The 23,169-nt window shown below is 70.1% G+C and carries 20 protein-coding genes; 10 read left to right on the top strand and 10 right to left on the bottom strand.

From position 1 onward, the window contains the following. Positions 1-47: 47 nt before the first annotated feature. Positions 48-2,348, bottom strand: coding sequence for a transglycosylase domain-containing protein (locus HY68_RS08865; RefSeq protein ID WP_041986619.1), 2,301 nt, complete (start codon positions 2,346-2,348; stop codon positions 48-50). A gap of 395 nt (positions 2,349-2,743) precedes the next feature. On the opposite strand from HY68_RS08865, the gene HY68_RS08860 reads away from it, so the two are divergent. Next, positions 2,744-3,088: a WhiB family transcriptional regulator gene (locus HY68_RS08860; protein WP_052457047.1), complete on the top strand. Its 345-nt coding sequence runs from the start codon at positions 2,744-2,746 to the stop codon at positions 3,086-3,088. Positions 3,089-3,456: 368 nt separating this feature from the next. On the opposite strand, the gene HY68_RS08855 is transcribed toward HY68_RS08860, so the two are convergent. Both HY68_RS08855 and HY68_RS08850 read right to left on the bottom strand, forming a co-directional pair. Further along, entirely contained in the window at positions 3,457-4,788 is a 1,332-nt protein-coding gene (locus HY68_RS08855) for an ArsA family ATPase (protein ID WP_041986616.1), read from the bottom strand. Then, complete coding sequence (locus HY68_RS08850; RefSeq protein ID WP_041986614.1) at positions 4,785-5,750, bottom strand: ArsA-related P-loop ATPase; 966 nt, start codon at positions 5,748-5,750, stop codon at positions 4,785-4,787. Before HY68_RS08850 ends, HY68_RS08855 begins: the two co-directional genes overlap by 4 nt. 73 nt (positions 5,751-5,823) lie before the next feature. On the opposite strand from HY68_RS08850, the gene HY68_RS41870 reads away from it, so the two are divergent. The 4 genes from HY68_RS41870 (at position 5,824) to HY68_RS08835 (ending at position 8,440) form a co-directional block, all read left to right on the top strand. Beyond that, positions 5,824-5,985 carry a DUF4177 domain-containing protein gene (locus HY68_RS41870; RefSeq protein WP_075033571.1) on the top strand — a complete coding sequence of 54 codons (162 nt, stop codon included), beginning with the start codon at positions 5,824-5,826 and terminating at the stop codon, positions 5,983-5,985. Further along, positions 5,982-6,479: a RidA family protein gene (locus HY68_RS08845; RefSeq protein WP_041986612.1), complete on the top strand. Its 498-nt coding sequence runs from the start codon at positions 5,982-5,984 to the stop codon at positions 6,477-6,479. The genes HY68_RS41870 and HY68_RS08845 overlap by 4 nt, the downstream gene beginning before the upstream one ends. Before the next feature lie 117 nt (positions 6,480-6,596). Then, positions 6,597-7,595 (top strand): NUDIX hydrolase, encoded by a 999-nt coding sequence (locus HY68_RS08840; RefSeq protein ID WP_041986610.1) that lies wholly within the window; start codon positions 6,597-6,599, stop codon positions 7,593-7,595. After that, a complete protein-coding gene (locus HY68_RS08835; protein WP_041986608.1) occupies positions 7,592-8,440 on the top strand; it encodes an MBL fold metallo-hydrolase in 849 nt (282 codons plus the stop codon). The genes HY68_RS08840 and HY68_RS08835 overlap by 4 nt, the downstream gene beginning before the upstream one ends. Before the next feature lie 55 nt (positions 8,441-8,495). On the opposite strand, the gene HY68_RS08830 is transcribed toward HY68_RS08835, so the two are convergent. Further along, complete coding sequence (locus HY68_RS08830; protein ID WP_041986606.1) at positions 8,496-9,170, bottom strand: Crp/Fnr family transcriptional regulator; 675 nt, start codon at positions 9,168-9,170, stop codon at positions 8,496-8,498. Between the two features lie 324 nt (positions 9,171-9,494). On the opposite strand from HY68_RS08830, the gene nth reads away from it, so the two are divergent. The 3 genes from nth (at position 9,495) to HY68_RS08815 (ending at position 12,649) form a co-directional block, all read left to right on the top strand. Beyond that, positions 9,495-10,457 carry an endonuclease III gene (gene nth, locus HY68_RS08825; RefSeq protein WP_107070065.1) on the top strand — a complete coding sequence of 321 codons (963 nt, stop codon included), beginning with the start codon at positions 9,495-9,497 and terminating at the stop codon, positions 10,455-10,457. 129 nt (positions 10,458-10,586) lie between these two features. Then, entirely contained in the window at positions 10,587-11,360 is a 774-nt protein-coding gene (locus HY68_RS08820) for a CoA pyrophosphatase (RefSeq protein ID WP_078863900.1), read from the top strand. Positions 11,361-11,449: 89 nt separating this feature from the next. Further along, on the top strand, positions 11,450-12,649 hold the full coding sequence (locus tag HY68_RS08815; RefSeq protein WP_041986601.1) for a MarP family serine protease: 1,200 nt from the start codon (positions 11,450-11,452) through the stop codon (positions 12,647-12,649). 11 nt (positions 12,650-12,660) lie between these two features. Here the strand turns inward: HY68_RS08815 and HY68_RS44905 are convergent, their stop codons facing one another. From HY68_RS44905 to HY68_RS08795, 5 genes are all read right to left on the bottom strand, one after another. Continuing rightward, positions 12,661-12,840: a hypothetical protein gene (locus HY68_RS44905; protein WP_078863492.1), complete on the bottom strand. Its 180-nt coding sequence runs from the start codon at positions 12,838-12,840 to the stop codon at positions 12,661-12,663. A 281-nt stretch (positions 12,841-13,121) separates the two neighbouring features. Continuing rightward, positions 13,122-14,063 carry an alpha/beta hydrolase gene (locus HY68_RS08810; protein ID WP_041986599.1) on the bottom strand — a complete coding sequence of 314 codons (942 nt, stop codon included), beginning with the start codon at positions 14,061-14,063 and terminating at the stop codon, positions 13,122-13,124. Next, complete coding sequence (locus tag HY68_RS08805) at positions 14,060-14,554, bottom strand: phage holin family protein (RefSeq protein ID WP_078863491.1); 495 nt, start codon at positions 14,552-14,554, stop codon at positions 14,060-14,062. Before HY68_RS08805 ends, HY68_RS08810 begins: the two co-directional genes overlap by 4 nt. A 234-nt stretch (positions 14,555-14,788) precedes the next feature. Continuing rightward, a complete protein-coding gene (gene acs, locus HY68_RS08800) occupies positions 14,789-16,744 on the bottom strand; it encodes an acetate--CoA ligase (RefSeq protein ID WP_041986596.1) in 1,956 nt (651 codons plus the stop codon). A 256-nt stretch (positions 16,745-17,000) separates the two neighbouring features. Then, the gene (locus tag HY68_RS08795; protein WP_241778503.1) at positions 17,001-19,433 is read right to left on the bottom strand and encodes a SulP family inorganic anion transporter; all 2,433 of its coding nucleotides are present in this window, start codon (positions 19,431-19,433) and stop codon (positions 17,001-17,003) included. A 415-nt stretch (positions 19,434-19,848) separates the two neighbouring features. On the opposite strand from HY68_RS08795, the gene HY68_RS08790 reads away from it, so the two are divergent. After that, entirely contained in the window at positions 19,849-21,111 is a 1,263-nt protein-coding gene (locus HY68_RS08790; protein WP_041986592.1) for a lipoprotein, read from the top strand. A gap of 42 nt (positions 21,112-21,153) precedes the next feature. On the opposite strand, the gene HY68_RS08785 is transcribed toward HY68_RS08790, so the two are convergent. Beyond that, a complete protein-coding gene (locus HY68_RS08785) occupies positions 21,154-22,140 on the bottom strand; it encodes an ATP-binding protein (protein WP_041995463.1) in 987 nt (328 codons plus the stop codon). 102 nt (positions 22,141-22,242) lie between these two features. Between HY68_RS08785 and HY68_RS08780 the strand changes: the two genes are divergently transcribed. Beyond that, positions 22,243-23,121, top strand: coding sequence for a hypothetical protein (locus tag HY68_RS08780; protein ID WP_041986589.1), 879 nt, complete (start codon positions 22,243-22,245; stop codon positions 23,119-23,121). Positions 23,122-23,169: the final 48 nt, after the last annotated feature.

The raw sequence follows: 23,169 nt of genomic DNA, 5'->3' as shown, positions 1-23,169 counted from the left end.
GGGCGCCTCTTCCGGCGCCCGCCCCTCCGCTCACGTCACATCAGCCGCTACGGCCCGTTCCCGCCGTTCCCCTGGTTTCCGCCGTCCTGGGGGCCGCCGTTGCCGCCCGTCGTGAAGCCCGGGAACCCCGGGTTCCCGTTGTCGCCCGGCTTTCCGTCGCCGCCCTGGTCGGCCCCCTGGTCGCCACCTTGGTCGCCGCCCTGGTTCGCGCCCTGGTCGTTCCCCTGGTCGCCGCCCTGGTTCCCGCCGTCGTCGCCCGGCTTCCCGTGGCCCTTGTCGGGGTCGTTCTCCTTCGGCGGGTCCGGGATGTTGATCTCGTTGAAGTTCAGCGCCGGCACGCCCTGCAGAGCGCCGCTCATCGCGTCGCGCCAGATCGGGCCCGGGGTGTCACCACCGAAGACCTTCTCGTGGTACTGCCCGCCGATGGTGATGTTCTCCATCCGCTTCTTGTGCATCGGGTCGCCGACCCACACCGCGGCCGCCATGTTCGGCGTGTAGCCCACGAACCAGGCCGCGTAACGGAAGTCCGTCGTACCGGTCTTGCCTGCGCTCGGGCGGTCGCTGAGGCCCGCCTCCGTACCCGTACCGTCCTCGACCACACCCTTCAGCAGGGCGCTGACCGTGTCGGCGGTCTTCTCGGACATCGCCCGATCGCACTTCGACTTCGGCACGGCCATCGGCTTCTTGTCCGGGCCGGTGATCGACTCGATGGCGATCGGGGTGCAGTACGTGCCCCGGCTGGCAAAGGTGGCGTACGCGCCGGCCATCGTCAGCGGTGAGACCTCCTGCGAGCCCAGGGTGATCGACGGGACCTGCTGGATCGGGTTGCCGTCGGCCCGTACGACGCCCATCTTCTTCGACAGGTCCGTCACCGGGCAGACGCCGATCTGGCTGATCAGCTGGACGTAGTAGGTGTTGACCGACTTCGCGGTCGCCTCCTTCATGCCCATCGGGCCCTTCTCGGACTCGTTCTCGTTCTCGACCGGGACGTCCTTGTCCGTCCACGGGCCGTTGCAGGTCTGCACCGGCGTCGGGTACGTCATCTTGTACGGCGCAGGGAACGTCTGCGTCGCCGGAATGCCCCGCTCCAGCGCCGCGGCCGCGACGATCGGCTTGAACGTCGATCCCGGCTGGTAACCGGCGCCGCCGCCCATGTCCTTGTCGACGGACAGGTTGATCTGGGTCTCGTTCTTCTTGAAGCCGTACGGCCTCGACTGCCCCATCGCGAGGATCTTGCCGGTGCCGGGCTGCACGATCGACAGCGCCGTCGCGACCGGGTCGGTCTTGTAGACGTGGTCCTTGATCGACGCCTGCGCCGAGTCCTGCGCCTGCGGGTCCAGCGTCGTACGGACCGTCAGACCGCCCTGGTCCCAGATCGCGGCCCGTTCCTTCGGTGTCTTGCCGAAGACCGGGTCGTTCAGGAACACCTGGCGTACGTAGTCGCAGAAGAAGCCGGCGCCCTTGACCGCGGTGATGCAGCCGTTCTTCGGCTCGGTCACATGGAGCTTGATCGGCTTGGCGATGGCCTTGTCCGCCTCGCCCTGCGAGATGTCGCCGACGGCCGCCATCCGCGCCAGCACCGTGTTACGGCGCTTGGTGGCCTCCTGCACGTCGTTGACCGGGTCGTAGCGGCTCGGCGACTGGACGATGCCGGCGAGCAGCGCCGACTCCTCCAGCGTCAGGTCCTTGGCCGACTTGGAGAAGTACCGCTGGGCGGCCGCCTCGACGCCGTAGGCCTGCTCGCCGAAGAAGGTGATGTTCAGGTAGTTCTCGAGGATCTTCTTCTTGCCCAGCTCTTCCTCGACCTGGATCGCGTACTTGAGCTCCTGGACCTTGCGGCCGAGGGTCTGCTGGGTGGCCTGCGCGACCTTCGTCGGGTCGTTGCCCGCCTCTTCGACGAAGACGTTCTTCACGTACTGCTGGGTGAGGGTCGAAGCGCCCTCGGAGACCCCGCCCTCCTGCGCGTTGCGGTTCAGCGCGCGCAGTACGCCCTTGAGGTCGACCGCGCCGTGCTCGTAGAAGCGCGAGTCCTCGATGGCGACGAGCGCCTTCTGCATGTACGGCGAGATGGCCTTCAGCGGCACCACGGTGCGGTCGCGTGAGTAGACCGTCGCGATCTTGCCGCCCTTGGCGTCCAGGATCGTGGTGCGCTGACTCAGCGGCGGCGTCTTGAGGTTGGCGGGGATCTCGTCGAACCCGTCGACGGTTCCCTTGGCGGCCAGCCCCAGCGCCCCGGCGGCAGGCAGGGCGATTCCGGCGAGCACCGCCCCTGCGAGCACGCTGACACCGAGGAACTTGGCGGCCTGCTGGGTCTTGGTCAGACCCCCGCCCGAGCGCTTCTTTGGCATGAGGGCAGCCTACGTTCTCATTCGCCGGACACGCGTCAAGGCTCTGGCCTAAGCTGTACCCAACTGTCACAGCAGTGCGGTTGTGCATCAAGACACCGGCATGAACTTCCCGTGAACCCGAATCGCGGAAAGCTCTGCCCGATTCCGCCCCATGCGTCCGCTGACGCCCGTTGTGACACAAGTGAACTGCCCGGCTATGTCTGGTTGGTCGGTTATGCCACAGGTCACTCCCCTGGGTGATCTGCCGCGCACCCATAGTCCGTTCGGGCCATGCAAGATTGGGCCCGAAGGGGGTGTTGCGCTGTGCCCCCCGGCCGTAACGTCCTCAACTGGCAGCGGTGAATATGCCGCTGCCGCCGTGGGGGAGCCTCGATTCGGGAGAGGACGGCGCCGGCATGGGCTGGGTAACCGACTGGAGTGCGCAGGCAGCTTGCCGCACTACCGATCCGGATGAACTGTTCGTTCAAGGTGCAGCGCAGAACAGAGCCAAGGCGGTGTGCACCGGGTGCCCGGTACGCACCGAATGCCTGGCCGATGCGCTGGACAATCGCGTCGAATTCGGCGTGTGGGGCGGAATGACCGAGCGGGAGCGCCGCGCTTTGCTGCGCAGGCGCCCCACCGTCACCTCGTGGCGACGGCTGCTTGAGACCGCGCGCACGGAGTACGAGCGCAGTGCGGGGATCCTGCCCGTGGGCTTGGAGGACGACGAGACGTACGCGACGTACGCAGCGGTCGGCTAGCGCCGCAGGCCGGCACAGCGGATCGGCTGACGTCGCAGGTCAGCCGTGCGCCGCAGGCCGGTCATGGGCGGGCATGGGACAGCCGCGCCGTCACAGGGTGACGGCGCGCGGTCCGACGCGCTCGCCTGCGTGCATCACCCTGCCCGCATCGGCCTGCCCGCGCCGCGTCGAACGTGTGGAATTGATGCGCGGAACCGACGCGCGCAATGGCCGTGTGCCCGTACGTGCCGCCGCATGCTCGTACGTCGATCCGTACGACGTCACGCGGACGACCCGCACGTACCTCACGTACGTACGGCTCCTACGTCGGCTGCTGGTCCCTTCCGTACCGCCACCGGCTGACTTCTGCCCTGGTCAGGGGCTTCCGCTCAGGCCGTACGGCCCGGACGGCTCGTACGCCCCGCCGCCAGCCGGTCACCGATCGTCCGCAGACCCGTGAGGTCATGGACATCGCCGGGCAGGGCGGCCACTTCGACCACGGCGACTTCCGGGTGAAGCGCCGTGAAGCGGTCGCGCGTGCGCTGTTCGCGTGCGAGAACCTGCATGCGCTCGGCATGCAGCCGCAGCAAACCGGCGGTCAGCTGTTCCACAGTTGTGACAGAGGGCGTGTCGGGATCGGGGGTCGGCGACGACGCGGATGTGCTTTTTTCGGTTGAATCGGACACGGTCTCGGAAGCTCCGGCGGCGGTCTCGGGAGAAGAACCGGCCAGAGGTGTGGCGGTGCCAGGGAGACCATTCCCGGCCTCCTGATCCACAATGCCGCCCTCTTCAAGATTTTCCGCAGCCGCCCGCGCCCGCTCGGCCGACAGCCGCGAAGCGCCGCTGCCGTGCACCCGGTTGAGGACGAGCCCGGCGAGCGGCATCCCCTCCGCGGCCAGCCGCTGGACGAAGTAGGCCGCCTCGCGCAGCGCGTCCCGCTCCGGGGCCGCGACCACCAGAAACGCCGTGCCCGGCGCCTGCAGCAGTCGGTACGTCGCGTCGGCGCGCGTCCGGAAGCCGCCGAACATCGTGTCCATCGCGGCGATGAACGTCTGCACGTCCTGGAGGAACTGGCCGCCGAGGAGTTTCCCGAGGGTGCCGGTCATCATCGACATCCCGACGTTCAGGAACTTCATCCCGGCCCGGCCGCCCATCTTCGCCGGAGCCATCAGCAGCTTGATGAACTTCCCGTCCAGGAACGAGCCGAGACGTTTCGGCGCGTCCAGGAAGTCCAGCGCGGAGCGCGACGGCGGGGTGTCGACGACGATCAGGTCCCACTCGTCGCGGGACCGCAGCTGCCCCAGCTTCTCCATCGCCATGTACTCCTGCGTGCCCGCGAAACCGGCCGACAGGGACTGGTAGAAGGGGTTCTCCAGGATGGAGCGGGCCCGCTCGCCGTCGGCGTGCGCCTCGACGATCTCGTCGAAGGTCCGCTTCATGTCGAGCATCATCGCGTGCAGTTCGCCGGGGCCCTCGACGCCCTTCACCTGCCGCGGGGTGTTGTCGAGGGAGTCGATGCCCATCGACTGCGCCAGCCTGCGGGCCGGGTCGATGGTCAGCACGACCACCTTGCGGCCCCGCTCGGCCGCCCGTACGCCGAGGGCCGCGGCCGTGGTGGTCTTGCCGACGCCGCCCGAGCCGCAGCACACGATGATGCGGGTGGCGGGGTCGTCGAGCAGCGCGTCGACTTCGAGCGGGGCAGCGGCGGAGTCGAGGTTCATGCGAAGACCTCCCCAAGTTTCCTTAGCTCCCCCGCCAGCCGGTAGAGACCCGCGAGATCCATGCCCTCGCCGATCAGGGGGAGTTCGTACGTGGGCAGCCCGAGCTTCGCCAGGACGGCCCGCTGCTCACGCTCCAGCTCGACGCGCTGCGCGTGCTCCGCCGCCTGTTCCAGCAGCGGACCCACCAGTTTCGTCGGCGCGGAGACCCCGGCGGCGGCGAGCGCCTTGGAGACCTCCTTGCGGCGGTCGCCGGCCGCGGCCTGCACCGCCGCCTCGTCCAGCAGGCGCGGCCGCACCATGTTCACGATCACGTTGCCGACCGGCAGCTCGGCGGCGCGCAGCTCGCTGATGCCGTCGGCGGTCTCCTGGACCGGCATCTCCTCCAGCTGCGTCACCAGATGGACCGCCGTCTCGCTCGACCGCAGCACCCGCATCACGGCCTGCGCCTGCTTGTGTATCGGGCCGATCTTGGCCAGCCCCGCCACCTCGTAGTTCACGTTCAGGAAGCGGGTGATGCGGCCGGTGGGTGGCGCGTCCATCACGACGTAGTCGTACGCGTACCGGCCCTGCCGGTCCCTGCGCCGTACCGCCTCGCACGCCTTGCCGGTCAGCAGGACGTCCCTGACCCCGGGCGCGATCGTCGTCGCGAAGTCGATCGCGCCGAACTTCTTGAGGGCCCGGCCCGCGCTGCCGAGCTTGTAGAACATCTGGAGATAGTCGAGGAGGGCCCGCTCTGCGTCTATGGCCAGCGCGTACACCTCACCGCCGCCCGAGGCCACGGCGATTTTGCGCTCCTCGTACGGAAGGGCTTCCGTCTCGAAGAGCTGGGCGATGCCCTGTCTTCCCTCGACCTCGACGAGGAGAGTGCGTTTGCCCTCGGTCGCGAGGGCAAGCGCGAGGGCGGCGGCGACCGTCGTCTTACCGGTACCACCCTTGCCGCTGACGACCTGGAGCCTGCTCACGTATTCGAGCCTAACCAGTCAGGTCGTGGGCTACGCACGAGGCCGCCACACGGTTACGGCTACAGTCGCCCTCATGACCAAGTGGGAATACGCGACCGTGCCCCTTCTCGTGCACGCGACCAAGCAGATTCTGGACACCTGGGGCGAGGACGGCTGGGAGCTCGTCCAGGTCGTTCCCGGGCCGAACAACCCCGAGCAGCTGGTGGCCTACCTGAAGCGGGAGAAGTCGGCATGAGCGTGTCCGCCGCGGCCGGGGGCGCCCTGGGGGCCGTCGAGTCGTCCATCGCGAAGCTCGGACTGAGCCTGCCGGCGGTCGTACCGCCATTGGCGTCGTACCAGCCCGCCGTGCAGACCGGTCTGTACGTGTACACGTCCGGCCAGCTGCCGATGGTGGACGGCAAGCTTCCGGTCACCGGCAAGGTCGGCGCCGAAGTCACCGCCGACGAGGCCAAGGAACTCGCCCGCACCTGCGCGCTGAACGCGCTGGCGGCCGTGAAGTCCGTCACCGGCGACCTGGACCGCATCGCGCGCGTCGTGAAGGTCGTGGGGTACGTGGCGTCGGCGGCCGACTTCACGGGCCAGCCGGCCGTCGTGAACGGCGCGAGCGAGCTGCTGGGGCAGGTCCTCGGCGACAAGGGCGTGCACGCGCGCAGCGCGGTGGGCGTGGCGGTGCTGCCGCTGGACGCGCCGGTCGAGGTCGAGATCCTGGTCGAGCTGACCGAGGCCTGAGGCCTGACTGGAGCTTGAGCAGCGCTATGGGGTGAGGGTGTGGGACGCGGTACGTCACTGATGAGGCGCGTGCCACACCCTCTCGAACATCCGCACATCAGCGCATAGCATCCGGCCATGCCCAATGGTCAGTGGTACCCGCCCGAATGGCCGGACCGGATCCGCGCCCTCGCCGCCGGCGAACTCACGCCGGTGACACCGCGCAGGGCCGCGACCGTGATGCTGGTACGCGACGATCCGGGCGCCGAAGGTACTGGCGGTCTCGCCGTCCATATGCTGCGCCGCCAGGCGTCCATGGCGTTCGCCGCGGGCGCGTACGTCTATCCGGGTGGCGGGGTCGACCCCAGGGACGCCCCAGGCCCGGACGACCGGCCCGTCGGCTGGGCGGGGCCCGGCCGGGACGTCTGGGCACGGCGGCTCGGTGTCGACGCCGCCTCGGCGCAGGCCGTCGTGTGCGCCGCTGTCCGTGAGACGTACGAGGAGGCCGGCGTCCTGCTCGCGGGGGAGAGCCCCACGACCGTCGTCACCGACACCACGGGTGACGACTGGGAGGCGGACCGCGCGGCGCTGGTCGAGCGGAAGCTGTCCTTCGCCGAGTTCCTGCACCGGCGGAAGCTGGTGCTGCGCAGCGACCTGCTCGGCGCGTGGGCCCGCTGGATCACCCCGGAGTTCGAACCGCGCCGCTACGACACGTGGTTCTTCGTGGCCACCCTGCCGGCGGGCCAGCGCACCAGGAACGCGTCGACCGAGGCCGACCGTACGGTGTGGATCGCACCGGCCGACGCGCTCGACGCGTACGAGAAGGGCGAGCTGCTGATGATGCCGCCGACCGTCTCGACCCTGCGGCAGCTCGGCCGCAGCGCGACGGCCGCGGAGGCGCTGGCGGCGGCGGAGACGTGCGACATGACGCCCGTGCTGGCCAAGGCGCGGCTGGAGGGCGACGAGCTGGTGCTGAGCTGGCCGGGCCACGACGAGTTCACCAAACGGGTCGGACCGGCGGGTCCGGGCGGTGGCGCGGGCGCGGGTTCGGACGGGGGCCCCGGTGCGGATCCGGGCGGTCCCGCCGGCGTTGACGCCGACGTCGACGCCGGACACAGCGAGGGGGAGTCCCGATGACCGAGGCCGCAGCTCTTCCCGGTCAGCCGCGCGGCGGCGTGCTGTCCGGCCCCGCCACGGCGCGCGCGGTCAACGTACTCGCGCCCAACGCCTCGCCGATGACGCTCGACGGCACCAACACCTGGATCGTCGCCGAACCGGACTCCGACCTCGCTGTCGTCATCGACCCGGGCCCCTTGGACGACCTGCATCTCAAGGCGGTCATGACGGCGGTGGAGCGGGTGGGCAAGCGGGTCGGGCTGACCCTCCTCACCCATGGCCACCCGGACCACGCGGAGGGCGCCGCGCGCTTCGCCGAGCTGACCCGTACCGGCGTACGGGCCCTGGACCCGGCGCTGCGGCTCGGGGACGAGGGCCTGGCAGCCGGGGACGTGATCACCACCGGCGGCCTTGAGCTACGGGTCGTACCGGCGCCCGGCCACACCGCTGACTCGCTCTGCTTCCATCTGCCCGCCGACCGGGCGGTACTGACCGGCGACACCGTCCTTGGGCGCGGTACGACGCTGGTGGCGCACCCGGACGGCCGGCTCGGTGACTACCTCGACTCGCTGCGCCGGCTGCGCTCGCTCACGGTCGACGACGGCGTCGACACCGTCCTGCCGGGGCACGGCCCGGTGCTGGACGACGCGCGGGGCGCGATCGAGTTCTATCTCGCCCACCGGGCGAACCGTCTCGCGCAGGTCGAGACGGCCGTCGAGAACGGCCACCGGACAGCGGCCGACGTGGTCGCCCACGTGTACGCGGGCGTCGACAGGTCACTGTGGCCGGCGGCCGAGCTTTCGGTCCGGGCGCAACTGGCCTACCTGCGGGAACACGGCCTGATCGACGTGCCCGACGACTACTGAGATGTCGACGGCCACTGCGGCGTCAGGGCGAGCGACGTCAGCGGTGTCAGCGACGTCAGCGCGAGCGCTTCGCGAGGCGTTCCACGTCCAGCAGGATCACCGCGCGGGCCTCAAGCCGCAGCCAGCCGCGCTGTGCGAAGTCGGCGAGCGCCTTGTTGACCGTCTCGCGTGAGGCGCCGACCAGCTGGGCCAGCTCTTCCTGCGTCAGGTCGTGCACGACGTGGATGCCCTCCTCGGACTGCACACCGAAGCGGCGCGACAGGTCCAGGAGCGCCCTGGCCACCCGGCCGGGGACGTCCGAGAAGACGAGGTCGGACATCTGGTCGTTCGTCTTGCGCAGCCGGCGCGCCACGGCGCGCAGCAGGGCCGTCGCGACCTCGGGGCGGGCGTTCAGCCAGGGCTGGAGGTCGCCGTGGCCGAGACCGAGGAGCTTGACCTCGGTGAGGGCCGTCGCCGTGGCCGTACGCGGGCCGGGGTCGAAGAGCGACAGCTCGCCGATCAGCTCGCCGGGGCCGAGGACCGCCAGCATGTTCTCGCGGCCGTCGGGGGAGGTGCGGTGCAGCTTGACCTTGCCCTCCGTCACCACGTACAGGCGGTCGCCGGGGTCGCCTTCGTGGAACAGCGCGTCGCCGCGGGCGAGCGTCGTCTCACCCATCGAGGCGCGCAGCTCCGAAGCCTGCTCGTCATCGAGCGCCGCGAAGAGCGGGGCACGCCGCAGAACGTCGTCCACGAGTTCTCTCCTATCGACCTGCTCTTGAAATGCTCAGAATGCTCAGGGATCCATGGTCAGGAAACCGTGGTCCCCATGATGCCGTAGGTACTGGTGATGTCGTACGGACTGCGCCTTTACTCGCTGCCCGGCACCACCTCTCCGATTACGCGCGGTGAAACCGTGCGATCAGTCACAAGTTTGACGCACAGGAGTGTCCCAGCGTGCCCGGGGGGCCGATTCGGGTGGTGATCTCCCATGGCCCGGGCGGATGTCAGTGTCGGGCTTTACGCTGGCCGGGTGTCGAAATCGCCCATGACAGCGCAGGCCAAGGGGGCTGGAAGAGTGTCAGCGGAGCCTAATTCCGCTGTGGGCGAACAGCCCTCGGCGAAAGCGAAAAAAGCCGCAAAAGGTCCAACGAAGAAAGCGGCCAAGGCAGCCACCAAGCAGACGAAGCCCGAGTCGGCCAAGCGGACAGCGGCGAAACCCGAACCCGCGAAGCCCGCATCCGCCAAGCCCGCGTCCAAGCCGGAGTCGCGGCTGGCGATGACCCGCAGGGCCCGGCGGATCAACCGTGAGCTGGCCGAGGTGTATCCCTACGCCCATCCGGAGTTGGACTTCCGCAGTCCGTTCGAGCTCCTGGTCGCCACGGTGCTGTCCGCGCAGACCACCGACCTGCGGGTCAATCAGACGACGCCCGCGCTGTTCGCCGCGTATCCGACCCCGGAGGACATGGCGGCGGCGGTCCCGGAGGAGCTGGAGCAGGTCATCCGGCCGACGGGCTTCTTCCGCGCCAAGGCCAAGTCGCTGATCGGGCTGTCCACAGCCCTGCGCGACCGGTTCGACGGCGAGGTGCCCGGTCGTCTCGCGGATCTGGTGACGCTGCCCGGCGTGGGCCGCAAGACGGCCAATGTGGTGCTGGGCAATGCCTTCGGCGTCCCCGGGCTCACGGTCGACACCCACTTCGGGCGGCTCGTCCGCCGCTGGAAGTGGACCGAGCAGGAGGATCCGGAGAAGGTCGAGGCGGAGATCGCGGAGATCTTCCCGAAGAGCGAGTGGACGATGCTCTCGCACCGGATCATCTTCCACGGCCGCCGGGTCTGCCATTCCCGTAAGCCCGCCTGCGGCGCCTGCCCGATCGCGCACCTGTGCCCCTCGTACGGCGAGGGCGAGACCGATCCGGAGAAGGCCAAGAAGCTGCTCAAGTACGAGCTGGGCGGCCAGCCGGGCCAGCGGCTCAACCCGCCGGCGGACTACCCGGGGGCACCGGCCCCGCCGCTCGGCGGCGTGACCCCCGGCGCGGCGTAAGGCGAATCCGATTGAGCGCAGAAGATTGAGCACAGAAGGGAGCAGCGCCGTATCAGCACACGCAAGGATGGCGCAGGACCCGACCGGAACGATCCGGCGGACAGCAGGCGTTGTACGACGGGGGTGCCGATGACGCACGCTGAAGAGATCGTTCAAGAGGGTCACCAAGTGGGCTATCCGGAGCAGTACGCCGACCCGGCGAGAGCCGCCGATGTCGCCGATACGGCCAGTGCCGCCGATGTCGCCGTCGCGACCGACGGGCTGCCCGACTGGCTCCGCCCGGTCGAGCGCGCCGCGCGCACGATGGGGGCGGAGCAGCTCAGCCGTTTCCTGCCGCCGAAGAGCGGCGACGGGCGGCAGTCCGCCGTGCTCATCCTCTTCGGGGAGGGCGAGCGCGGTCCCGAGCTGCTGCTGATGGAGCGGGCCGGCAATCTGCGCTCGCATCCGGGGCAGCCGGCGTTCCCCGGCGGTTCTCTCGACCCGGAGGACGGCGACCCGGCCACCACGGGACCGCTGCGGGCGGCCCTGCGCGAGGCCGAGGAGGAGACCGGGCTCGACCCGTCGGGCGTCCAGGTCTTCGGTGTGCTGCCCAAGCTCTACATTCCGGTGAGCAGTTTCGTCGTCACGCCCGTACTGGGCTGGTGGCGCACCCCGACCCCGGTCGACGCGGTCGACCTGGGCGAGACCGCGCGGGTCTTCACCGTCCCCGTGGCGGATCTCACCGACCCGGCCAACCGCGCGACCGCCGTGCACCCCAGCGGGCACAGCGGCCCCGCGTTCCTGGTCGAGTCCGCGATGGTCTGGGGCTTCACCGCGGGCGTGATCGACCGGATTCTCCACTTCGCGGGCTGGGAGCGCCCGTGGGACCAGGACCGGCAGGTCCCACTCGATTGGCGCGCATGACAGGCTGGCCCAGCTGACCCCACCCCCGCGGCAGTCGCCCCATCGGGGCGGTGGGGGCGACCGGAGACGAATCTGCGAGGCTATTGACGGTGAACGTGCTGGACATCCTGCTGCTGCTCGCCGCCGTGTGGTTCGCGATCGTCGGCTACCGCCAGGGCTTCGTCGTCGGCATCCTGTCGGTGGTCGGTTTCCTCGGCGGCGGTCTCGTCGCCGTCTATCTGCTCCCCGTGGTCTGGGACCAGATCACGCAGGACGCCGAAGTCTCCACGACGGCCGCCGTCGTGGCCGTCGTGATCGTGATCGTCTGCGCCTCCGTCGGCCAGGCGTTCACCACCCACCTCGGCAACCGGCTGCGCCGCTTCATCACCTGGTCACCGGCGCGCGCCCTGGACGCGACGGGCGGCGCGCTGGTCAACGTGCTCGCCATGCTGCTGGTGGCGTGGCTGATCGGCTCGGCCCTCGCCGGTACGTCCCTGCCGACGCTGGGCAAGGAGGTCCGTAGCTCCAAGGTGCTCCTGGGCGTCTCCCGGGTGATGCCCAATCAGGCGTCGACGTGGTTCACCGACTTCTCGTCCGTCCTCGCCCAGAACGGCTTCCCGCAGGTCTTCAGCCCGTTCGCGAACGAGCCGATCAACCAGGTCGAGCCGCCGGACCCGGCGCTCGCCGGCAGCCCGGTCGCCGCGCGTGCCCAGCGCTCGATCGTCAAGGTCGTCGGCACGGCGTCCGGCTGCGGCAAGGTGCTCGAAGGCTCGGGCTTCGTCTTCGCCGACCGCAGGGTGATGACCAACGCGCACGTGGTCGGCGGCGTGGACGAGCCCACCGTCCAGATCGGCGGCCAGGGCCGGCTGTACGACGCGAAGGTCGTCCTGTACGACTGGCAGCGCGACATCGCCGTACTCGACGTGCCGGGCCTGGACGTGACCCCGCTCAAGTTCAGCGACAAGGACGCGAGCAGCGGCGACAGCGCGATCGTCGCCGGCTTCCCGGAGAACGGCGGCTACGACGTACGCTCGGCGCGCGTCCGCGGCCGTATCGACGCCAACGGCCCGGACATCTACCACCGCGGCACGGTACGGCGCGACGTGTACTCGCTCTTCGCGACCGTCCGGCAGGGAAACTCCGGCGGCCCGCTGCTCACGCCTGACGGCAAGGTGTACGGCGTGATCTTCGCCAGGTCACTGGACGACGCGCAGACCGGTTACGCCCTCACGGCGGACGAGATCCGCCCGGACATCACGCTCGGGCGCAACGCCAACCAAGAGGTCGACACCCAGGACTGCGCGCTGTAAGGGCGTAAGGGTCAGCTCCGCTGGTGGCGCAGCCGGGCGGAGACCCAGCGCGCCCTGCGGCGGAGGATGAGGGAAATACCGAGCCTGGGATCATGGCCCCCGACGTGCGGGGCACCCCCCTGGTGGGTGATCGGCACTGCTGCCGAGCGGCGGTTGCGTGGTGAATCACCGTAGTCGTGCGTCCAGCCCATACACCGACGTGTGCCCGTGGCCCATGGTCGGTAATCGCGCGGAACGCGGCCAATTGGCCTATGCGCGCGGCAATTGGCTGTTCGTAGGACGGGTGTTCGCACGGCCGGTCGCGGTGGCCTCGACGGGGTTGCTGACGGGGCGTCGGCAGGGTTGCGGGCGGGAGTGCCCACGGGCTGCCGACCGCGGTGCCCGGCGAGTGCCGACCGTGGTGCCGGCGGGGTGCCGACCGTGGTGCCGGCGGAGTGCGGGCCGTGGTGTTGCCGGGGCTCCGGCGGGGCGGTCAGCGGTCCGGTTCGGGGTCCTTGAGCCAGTTGATCAGCTCCGTCGAGAACGCCACCGGGTCCTCCTCGTGCGGGAAGTGCCCGAGCCCCTCGAAGAGGCGCCAGCGGTACGGCGCCTCGACGTACTCGGCCGAGCCCGCCGTACTGCGCGTGCGTACCGCCGGGTCGAGCGCCCCGTGCAGCTGGAGCGTCGGCACCCGTACCGGCCGCTTCATCCGCCGGTTGAACTGGATGCCGTCAGGACGCGCCAGCGACCGCACCATCCAGCGGTACGGCTCGACCGAGCAGTGCGCGGTCGACGGGATCGTCATCGCCCGCCGGTAGACCTCGATCGCCTTGTCGTCGGGCAGCCCGGGACCCGTCCAGTCCCGGATCAGCTCACCGACCAGCGCCGCGTTGTCCGCGACGAGCTGACGCTCCGGCAGCCACGGCCGCTGGAAGCCCCAGATGTACGAGCCCGCGCGGCTCTGCGCCACGTCGGAGAGCATCGAGCTGCGCCAGCGGCGCGGGTGCGGCATCGAGGACACCACGAGGCGGCGCACCAGCTTGGGCCGCATCACCGCGGCCGTCCAGGCGAGATATCCGCCCAGGTCATGGCCGACGAGCGCGGCGTCAGGCTCACCCAGCGAGCGGATCACGCCGGTGATGTCGAGCGCCAGGTTCGCCGGGTCGTACCCCCGGGGCGTACGGTCGCTGCCGCCGACACCCCGGAGGTCCATGGCCACGGCGCGGTAGCCGGCGTCCGCGAGGGCGGGGAGCTGGTGGCGCCAGGTCCACCAGAACTGGGGGAAGCCGTGCAGCAGCAGCACCAGCGGTCCGTCGCCCATCTCGGCGATGTGGAAGCGGGCACCGTTGGCCGCCACGTCGCGATGGGTCCAGGGGCCGTCGAGGCGTACCGCGGAGGCAACCGTCGCACCAGAGCCTGTAACAGGGGCGGTCATGCAGACGAGCGTGCCACAGTCTTGCCGCTCTCCAGAGCCTCACGGGGGTGCGGCTTCGCGTTCTGCAGAACGGCGGCCGTCTCCTTGGCGGAGGTGATGGTCTTCTCGGGCGGCTTGATCTTCTTGAACTTCAGCATGGCGAGGCCGCCGAGCACTCCGGCCAGCAGCAGAAACGCGCCGCCCACGATCAGGAACGACCAGGCCAGGCCCAGGCCGAGGTTGTGGATCCCGTACGCGGCGGCGAAGCTCAGCACGGGGAGCGAGAACAGGGCGAACACAGCTGCGATACCGCCCGCGGCCCCGCCCATCACGCCGCGTTTGACGTCCTGGCGCAGCTCGGCCTTGGCGAGGGCGATCTCGTCGTGCATCAGTTCGGACATCTCGGCGGTCGCGCCGGCGACCAGCTGACCGAGGCTACGGTCGGCACTGACGGCTGGGACGGCGGTGCCGGTCAATACCGCATCGGCAACATGCTTGCCGGGGTCGCTCATCGGTGACTCCCTTTTCTGGTACTTCTCGTCTTTCGATCCGTTGTCAGATCATGCCGGACTGCGGCCGTCACCGCGCGCTGCCCCCGCGTGTCAGACCGAGCCGTGCTGCTCCGGTACCCCGAAATGTCCTGCTCATGGATGGGTACGCGAAGAGGCGCCCAGCGGATGTGCCGGGCGCCCCTTGTCGCCGCTCGTTTCTACGGGCCGCCCTCGCGGCCCGTTTCTACGACTTGCTCAGTCCTCGCTGGTGGCGCCCGGGAGCTGGCTCTGGATCAGTTCCATGACGGACGAGTCGGTGAGCGTGGTGACATCGCCCAGCGCGCGGTTCTCCGCGACGTCCCGCAGGAGCCGGCGCATGATCTTGCCGGAGCGGGTCTTGGGCAGCTCCTGGACCGGCAGGATCCGCTTGGGCTTGGCGATCGGGCCGAGGACCGTGCCCACGTGGTTACGCAGTTCGGCGACGAGCCCGTCGTCCACGGACGCCGTGCCGCGCAGGATGACGAACGCGACGATGGCCTGGCCCGTCGTCTCGTCGTTGGCGCCGACCACGGCCGCCTCGGCGATCTTCGGGTGCGAGACGAGCGCGGACTCGACCTCGGTGGTGGAGATGTTGTGACCCGAGATCAGCATCACGTCGTCCACCCGGCCGAGCAGCCAGATGTCGCCGTCGTCGTCCTTCTTGGCGCCGTCACCGGCGAAGTACTTGCCCTCGAAACGCGACCAGTACGTGTCGAGGAACCGCTGGTCGTCGCCCCAGATCGTGCGGAGCATCGACGGCCACGGCTCGGTCAGGACGAGATAACCACCGCCGCCGTCCGGGACCTCGTTCGCCTCGTCGTCCACGACCGTGGCGGAGATGCCCGGCAGCGCGCGCTGCGCCGAGCCCGGCTTGGTGTGCGTGACGCCGGGGAGCGGGGAGATCATCATGGCGCCGGTCTCGGTCTGCCACCACGTGTCCACGATCGGGGCCTTGCCGCCGCCGATGTTCTGCCGGTACCAGATCCAGGCCTCGGGGTTGATCGGCTCGCCGACCGAGCCGAGGACCCGCAGGGACGACAGGTCGAACTTGGCGGGGATGTCGTCGCCCCACTTCATGAACGTACGGATCGCGGTGGGCGCCGCGTAGAGGATCGTGACGCCGTACTTCTGGACGATCTCCCAGAACCGGCCCTGGTGCGGGGTGTCGGGGGTGCCCTCGTACATGACCTGCGTCGCGCCGTTGGCCAGCGGCCCGTACACGATGTACGAGTGGCCGGTCACCCAGCCGACGTCGGCCGTGCACCAGTAGACGTCGGTCTCCGGCTTGAGGTCGAAGACCGCGTGGTGCGTGTAGGCGGCCTGGGTGAGATAGCCGCCGGAGGTGTGCAGGATGCCCTTGGGCTTACCCGTCGTACCCGACGTGTAGAGGATGAACAGCGGGTGTTCGGCGTCCACCGGCTCCGGGGTGTGCTCGGCGGACTGGCGGGCGACGATGTCGTGCCACCAGACGTCCCGGCTGTCGTCGAAGGCGGTGTCCTGGCCCGTACGCCGGACGACCAGCACATGCTCGACCTGCGGACAGCGCGCAACGGCGTCGTCGATCGCGGGCTTGAGCGAGGTCGGCTTGCCGCGGCGGAAGCCGCCGTCGGCGGTGATGACCAGTTTGGCGTCGGCGTCCTGGATACGGGAGGCGACGGCGTCGGCGGAGAAGCCGCCGAAGACCACGGAGTGCGGGGCGCCGATCCGGGCGCAGGCCAGCATGGAGATGACGGCCTCGGGGATCATCGGCAGGTAGACGGCGACGCGGTCGCCCTTGCGCACTCCGAGCTCGACGAGCGCGTTCGCCGCCCTGGACACCTCGTCCTTGAGCTCGGCGTAGGTGATGGTGCGGCTGTCGCCCGGCTCGCCCTCGAAGTTGATGGCGATCCGGTCGCCGTGGCCCGCCTCCACGTGGCGGTCGACGCAGTTGTACGCGACGTTGAGCTCACCGTCGGCGAACCACTTGGCGAACGGCGGGTTCGACCAGTCCAGCGTCTCGGTGGGCTCGGTGGCCCAGGTGAGCCGCCTCGCCTGCTCGGCCCAGAAGCCGAGCCTGTCCGCCGCTGCCTGCTCGTAGGCCGCCGCAGTCACGTTCGCGTGCGCGGCGAGCTCGGCGGGCGGCGCGAACCGTCGCTCTTCTTTGAGCAGGTTGGCCAGGCTTTCATTGCTCACAGCAGCTCCCATTCCCAGGGCGTCCTTTTGTATCCCGATTGTCCCTGGTCTAGCTCATCAGGCGGATGCCCGGGTGACAAGGGCCTGAAAAGGAATTGGTTTAGACCTATGAGATGACCGGCTGAAACCTATCGCGCTCGGGCGACAAGGACGAGGGCGGCCTCCTCCTGAGCCGGACCGACGTCGGACCGGAGTCCAACCGCAGCCGGAGGAGAGAGGGGGCCGCCCATACTCACGGCGGGAACGGGGGAGCGGTTCAGGCGTTCACCTCGGCCCGTACGGTCGGGGCGACCCGGTTGAACACCTCCTCGCCGCCGACGGGTCCGCTGCCGGAGCCGTCTCCCGCTGTGTTGCCGTCCGCCAGCAAGTAGGCCTGCGCCTCGCCGACGTGGAAGTACATCCCGTGCAGCTCCAGCTTGCCTTCGGCGAGGCGGCGGGCGACCGCCTCATGGGCCCGCAGATGGTCCAACTGCTGGACCACGTTGGTGAGACAGAGCTGCTCGACCGCGTCGGCCGGCAGCCGGCCGGAGATCCTGGCCCAGGAGTGGTGCCTGCTGCGCATCCGCTCCAGGCTGGGCATCCCGTGGCGCAGCCAGCGCCGCAGCGGCGACGGGGGCGCGGAGTTGGGCGCTCCGCCCGTCCCGTCCGCCTCTTCGTCGGGGCTCTGCAGCAGGGCCTGCATCGCACCGCAGCCGGAGTGTCCGCAGACGGTGATGGACTCGACGTGCAGCACGTCGATCGCGTACTCGATGGCGGCGGCCACCGAGTCGTCCCCGCCCTCGGTGCCGGGCAGGGGCACCAGATTGCCGACGTTGCGCACGGTGAAGAGATCGCCGGGGCCGCTGGAGGTGATCATGCTGGTCACGAGCCGCGAGTCGGCGCAGGTGAGGAAGAGCTGGGAGGGCCGCTGGCCCTCGCGCGCCAGCCGCGCCAGCTCGTCCCGTACCAGCGGGGCGGTGTTGCGCTGGAAGGAGCTGAGCCCCTCGGCCAGCCGGAGACTGTTGCCGGTCGCCCGGAGCAGCGGGGCCATGACGATGGGCGCCGGGGGCTCGGCGTCGGGGTCCGGCGGCACGGTGGTGGGCCGTCCGGCGGTCGGCTGTCCGGCGGTCGCCAGCCCCGGCGCTGGCTGTTCGGCGGCCAGTTGCTCGCCGCAGTGGTGGTTGCGCCACGGTGTCCAGGGACGGCAGCAGGCGTGCGCGGCGCCCGAGGCGCCCGAGGCGGGCTCGGCGATCCGGCCGCCGGCCGGGCCGGTGAACTCGGCCTTGCCGCCGTGGGCGATGTGCGAGGTCTGCCAGTCGTGCAGGGCCTCGTACGCCGCGTGGTCCATGAAGAAGCCGTCCAACTCGACGACGCAGTCGGCGTGCTGCGGCACCTGATGCAGGACCCGGCTGAGCCTGGGCACCGCGAGGAACGTCAACTGGCCCCGGGCGCGTACCCGGTGGACCCCGTCCCGCTCCTCGACCGAGACGCGCGTCCTGGCCAGCCGGCGCAGCGCCACGGCCACCGCGACCGCGCCGCCGATCAACACCCCTTGCAGGACGCCGAACAGGATGACCGAGGCTACCGTCGCCACGTACACCAGGAACTCGCGGTGCTTGTGGACGTTGCGGATATGGGCGTACGACACCATCTGGATGCCGACCATCATCACCAGCGCGGCGAGGGCGGCGAGCGGGATCCACTCCAGCGCCGAGACGAGCAGTCCGGCGGCGACCAGCACCCATACCCCGTGCAGCACGGTGGAGGCGCGGCTGGTCGCGCCCGCCCGTACGTTGGCGGAGCTGCGCACCGCGCCGCCCGAGACGGCGAGCCCGCCCAGGATGCCGCTGAGCGCGTTGGTGACGCCCTGCGCCCGCAGCTCGCGGTCGAGGTCGGCGCGCGGCGTACGCGGTGAGCACGCGCGCGGTGAGCCCTGCTCCTCGCCCGAACCGCGCCGTTCGGCCGCCAGCTTGTCGACGGCGACGGCGGAGAGCAGCGATTCGAGGCTGGCCACGAGCGTCATCGTCAGGACGGCGGTGATCAGTCCCAGGACCGGCCCCCGGGGAACTTCCGGCAGTACGTGGGCGCTCCAGGACGGCAGGTCGACGCGGGCGATGCCGGGGGCGGCGACGGCTGCGACCGCGGTGGCGACGACGACACAGGCGAGCGCGGCGGGCACCCGGCGCAGCAGCTGTCCGACCCGGCCGGGGATCCGTGGCCAGCCGATCAGTACGGCGAGGGCGAGCGCGCCGATGAGCGGTTCCGCGAAGCCGACCCGGGTCAACTGCTCGGGCAGTGCGAGGACGTTGTCGAGGGCGGAGCTCTGCGGGGAGCCGCCGAGGACGACATGGAGCTGGGCGAGCGCGATGGCGACGCCGATGCCGGCGAGGGTGCCGTGCACGATGGCGGGACTGACGGCCAGCGCGGAGCGCGCGGCCTTCAGGGAGCCGAGCGCGATCTGGAGAAGACCGGCGCCGATGGTGATCGCGCAGGTCGTACGCCAGCCGTACTGATGGATCATCCCGGCGGTGACGACGGTCAGCCCCGCCGAAGGACCGCTCACCAGGAGCGGTGAGCCGCCGAGCAGTCCGGCGACGATGCCGCCGAGCCCCGCGGACAGCAGCGCGGCCCCCAGCGGGGCGCCCATGGCGACGGCGAGGCCGAGGGACATCGGGATGGCGAGCAAGAACACGGTGATGGACGCGGACACATCCGCGCCCGCGATACGGAATCGGCGGCGACGGCCTCCGGGGCCGTCACCCGACCCGGGCGGTGTCGGTGGGGTGGGGGACGTGCGAGTGGGGACGCAGGCAGACATGTTCCCGTCTCCTCCGGGGCGGCGCGGTCGCGGAAAGTTGGGTCGCGGCCGTGAGTCACGGCGTGCAGCGGCGGGATGCGCAATTTCTACTCTCGGTAAATGGATCGTAATGGAGGGTAAAGACTTTGGCATGACTTTCGAGGCAAATGGGGCAATCATTCACCCGGAGTGGTGATTAGTAATTTTGTACGGCTTGTCGTTTCTTTGCCTCTTCGACCCCGGTGCGATGTTGACGGCGCTCGGCGCCGTGCCGGCAAACCGCCGCTCGGCACTTCGGTAGGTAAATCTGAAGGAAGAGGGTGGGCGGATGCTGGCCGCCAGAAAAGGAATCGCTTTCGGCGCCGCTGTCATGGCGCTCTCGGTGAGTCTCGCCGGCTGTTCCGGGCTCGGTGCCCCGAAGGCCGGGAAGTCGACGGGAACGGACACGGAGAAGGGCGCCCCCGGCGCGAAGAAGGCCCCCGCGGCGCCCAAGCGCCCCGTACAGCTCATCGGTGACGGCTCGACCGCCTTCACCGGCGTCCAGCCGAATCTGCCCCGGGCGCAGCGGCTGAGGCCCGGCCAGAAGCCGCCGCAGTTCGTGGTGTTCTCGTGGGACGGCGCGGGCGAGGACGGTCAGAAGCTCTTCTCCCACTTCCGCAAGGTGGGCAAGGAATACGGCGCGAACATGACGTACTTCCTGAGCGGTGTCTATCTGCTGCCCAAGGACAAGGCGCTCCAGTACGACCCGCCGCACCATCTGCGGGGCAGTTCCGACATCGGCTTCAACGACACCGAGGGAATCACGAACACGCTGCGGGAGGTGCGCGGCGCCTGGCAGGACGGAAACGAGATCGGCACCCACTTCAACGGCCATTTCTGCGGCCCCAACGGCGGGGTCGGCACCTGGACCGTCGAGGAGTGGAAGAGCGAGATCAGTCAGGCCAAGTCCTTCGTGAAGAGCTGGAAGACCAATTCGGCCCTCCCGGGCGAGGCCCCGCTGCCCTTCGACTACGACAAGGAACTCGTCGGCGGTCGCGCGCCCTGTCTCGAAGGGCAGAAGAACCTTCTGCCGGCGGCGCGCGACATGGGCTTCCGCTACGACTCCAGCGGCACCGGCACACAGGTCTGGCCCAGCAAGCTCGACGGCCTGTGGAACATGCCGCTCCAGGCGGTCCCGGTGCCGGGACGCGCCTTCGAGACCCTGTCGATGGACTACAACTTCATGTTCAACCAGTCCAAGACGGTCAACGGCGACCCCGCCAAGCACGCCTACTGGGGCGACCAGATGCGCGACGGCCTGATCAAGGCGTTCGACCGGGCGTATCTGGGCAACCGCGCCCCGCTGATCATCGGCAACCACTTCGAGTCCTGGAACGGCGGCACGTACATGCGCGCCGTCGAGGAGACGATCAGGACGGTCTGCGGTCAGAAGGACGTGCGGTGCGTGTCCTTCCGGCAGTTGGCCGACTGGCTGGACGCGCAGGACCCGGCGACGCTGGACAAGCTCCAGGCTCTCGCCGTCGGGCAGACCCCCAAGGCCGGCTGGGAGTCGTATCTGACAGCCGGCGCCCCGGCGTCGCGGACCAGCTGATCAGTTCATCCGCCGGTTCCCGCTGATCCGTTGTCGGGATGATCAGCCGATCTGAGCCACGGCCGGTGTCTCGCCGAGGACGAACGAGGGGTCGACCTGGGCCGCCAGGTCGATCCCCGTCTTCGCGTTGCCCCAGCTCTCCGCGTTCCGCAGATGGAAGTGAACCATCTGGCGGGTGTACCGCTCCCAGTCGCGCTGCTCATGACTGTCCTCGGCCGCGTCCTGGAGGGCCTGCAGCGCGAGCCGGTTGTCCGCCTCAAGCAGCTCGAAGCGGGCCGGGCGGCCCTTCTCCATCGACCTGACCCAGTCGGAGTGGCCCACGGCGACCAGCAGGTCGTCGCCGACCTCCGTACGCAGGAAGTCCAGGTCGTCCTGGCCCTGCACCTTGTTGCCCACGACCTTCAGCGCGATGCCGAAGTCCCGTGCGTATTCCTTGTACTGGCGGTAGACGGAGATGCCCTTCAGGGTCGGCTCGGCCACCAGGAACGTCATGTCGAACCGGGTGAACATGCCGGAGGCGAACGAGTCGGAGCCCGCCGTCATGTCGACCACGACATATTCGTCGGGGCCGTCCACCAGGTGGTTGAGGCACAGTTCGACCGCCCCGACCTTGGAGTGGTAGCAGGACACCCCGAGATCCGACTCGGTGAAGGGCCCCGTGGTCATCAGCCGGATCTCGCCGTCGTCGAGCTGGACGGGCCGGGCGCAGGCCTCGTACACCGGATTGTCCTCGTCGACCCGGAGCAGCCGCGATCCCTCGCCCGGCGGTGTCGTCTTGATCATCGCTTCGGCCGATGCGATCCGCGGATTGCTGCCGCGCAGATAGTCCTTGATCAGGGGCAGATGCGCGCCCATGGCGGGCAGCGCGGCTGCGGCGGCCTCGTCCAGGCCGAGCGCGGCCCCCAGATGCTGGTTGATGTCGGCGTCCACCGCTAGTACGGGAGCCTCGTTGGCGGTCAGATGACGGATGAAGAGCGAGGACAGCGTCGTCTTGCCGCTGCCGCCCTTCCCCACGAAAGCGATCTTCATGTTCACGTAGGGTAGTCGCTTCGTCGCTTCGCGTGGTCGACTTCCGTGAAGAAGACCACTCCAACGTGGGCCGCCGGTGCCGGGCGCGTAGCCTCGCTACCTATGAGTACGACAGCCTCAGACGCCTCCTCCGCCCCTCGGCGGGAGGATCCCCTGGCCGCGCTGGCCTCTCTGCCGGGCGTGCCCGGCGCGGTGGATTCGGTCCGCAACGCCGTCGACCGCGTCTACGGACACCGGGTGATGCGACGCCGCAGCAACGAGGTGACCTCGGAGGCGGCGCTGCGTGCGGCCCGCGGCTCGGCCGCGCTGTCGGGCGCCGACTGGGCGCTCGAAGAGGTGCGCAGGCGCACGGACTTCGGGGCGGAGGCGCAGGCCCGTACGGTCGGTGCCGCGCTGCGGCTGACCGCCGAGTCCGGCCAGCTGCTGTCCATCTGGCGCCAGTCCCCGGTGCGGGTGCTGGCCAGACTCCATCTCGTCGCCGCCGGCAAGGCCGGCGTCGACGACGGGACGGTCGGCCGGCCGAGGCTCGCGGGCGAGCCCGTCGTCGAGGCGCCGGGCACCGACATCAACGGGCCGCTGATGGAGGCACCGTTGCCCGGTGCGGCCGAGGTGGCGGGCCGGCTGGACGGCCTCGCCCAGCTGGTGATCGCCGGAAGTGAGGCGCCGGCGCTGGTGACGGCGGCGATCGTGCACGGCGAGCTGCTGGCGCTGCGCCCCTTCGGGTCGTACAACGGCCTGGTGGCGCGGGCGGCCGAGCGCATCGTGCTGATCGGCAGCGGGCTGGACCCCAAGTCCATCTGTCCGGCGGAGGCCGGACATGCCGAGCTGGGGCGCGCGGCCTACGCGGCGGCGTTCGAGGCGTATGTCTCGGCCACTCCGGACGGCATGGCCGCGTGGATCGCGCACTGCGGGCGCGCGGTCGAGCTGGGGGTCAGGGAGTCGACGGCCGTCTGCGAGGCGCTTCAGCGCGGGGCGGCCTGACGCGCAGCGGCCTGGGCTGGAAGCGGCGGCGGCGCCTGGACGGCGCCG

The sequence above is a fragment of the Streptomyces sp. AcH 505 genome, assembly GCF_000818175.1.
In the GTDB taxonomy this organism is placed as follows: Bacteria; Actinomycetota; Actinomycetes; order Streptomycetales; family Streptomycetaceae; genus Streptomyces.
This window is presented reverse-complemented; position numbering and strand designations above follow the sequence as displayed.

Coding starts and splice junctions, on each gene's coding strand:
- HY68_RS08860 (WP_052457047.1), top strand. CDS start 2,744: ATGGGCTGGGTAACCGACTGGAGTGCGCAGGCAGCTTGCCGCACTACC.
- HY68_RS08790 (WP_041986592.1), top strand. CDS start 19,849: ATGCTGGCCGCCAGAAAAGGAATCGCTTTCGGCGCCGCTGTCATGGCG.
- HY68_RS41870 (WP_075033571.1), top strand. CDS start 5,824: ATGACCAAGTGGGAATACGCGACCGTGCCCCTTCTCGTGCACGCGACC.
- HY68_RS44905 (WP_078863492.1), bottom strand. CDS start 12,840: ATGGGCTGGACGCACGACTACGGTGATTCACCACGCAACCGCCGCTCG.
- HY68_RS08810 (WP_041986599.1), bottom strand. CDS start 14,063: ATGACCGCCCCTGTTACAGGCTCTGGTGCGACGGTTGCCTCCGCGGTA.
- HY68_RS08820 (WP_078863900.1), top strand. CDS start 10,587: ATGACGCACGCTGAAGAGATCGTTCAAGAGGGTCACCAAGTGGGCTAT.
- HY68_RS08780 (WP_041986589.1), top strand. CDS start 22,243: ATGAGTACGACAGCCTCAGACGCCTCCTCCGCCCCTCGGCGGGAGGAT.
- HY68_RS08785 (WP_041995463.1), bottom strand. CDS start 22,140: ATGAAGATCGCTTTCGTGGGGAAGGGCGGCAGCGGCAAGACGACGCTG.
- HY68_RS08855 (WP_041986616.1), bottom strand. CDS start 4,788: ATGAACCTCGACTCCGCCGCTGCCCCGCTCGAAGTCGACGCGCTGCTC.
- HY68_RS08865 (WP_041986619.1), bottom strand. CDS start 2,348: ATGCCAAAGAAGCGCTCGGGCGGGGGTCTGACCAAGACCCAGCAGGCC.
- HY68_RS08805 (WP_078863491.1), bottom strand. CDS start 14,554: ATGAGCGACCCCGGCAAGCATGTTGCCGATGCGGTATTGACCGGCACC.
- HY68_RS08835 (WP_041986608.1), top strand. CDS start 7,592: ATGACCGAGGCCGCAGCTCTTCCCGGTCAGCCGCGCGGCGGCGTGCTG.
- HY68_RS08840 (WP_041986610.1), top strand. CDS start 6,597: ATGCCCAATGGTCAGTGGTACCCGCCCGAATGGCCGGACCGGATCCGC.
- HY68_RS08845 (WP_041986612.1), top strand. CDS start 5,982: ATGAGCGTGTCCGCCGCGGCCGGGGGCGCCCTGGGGGCCGTCGAGTCG.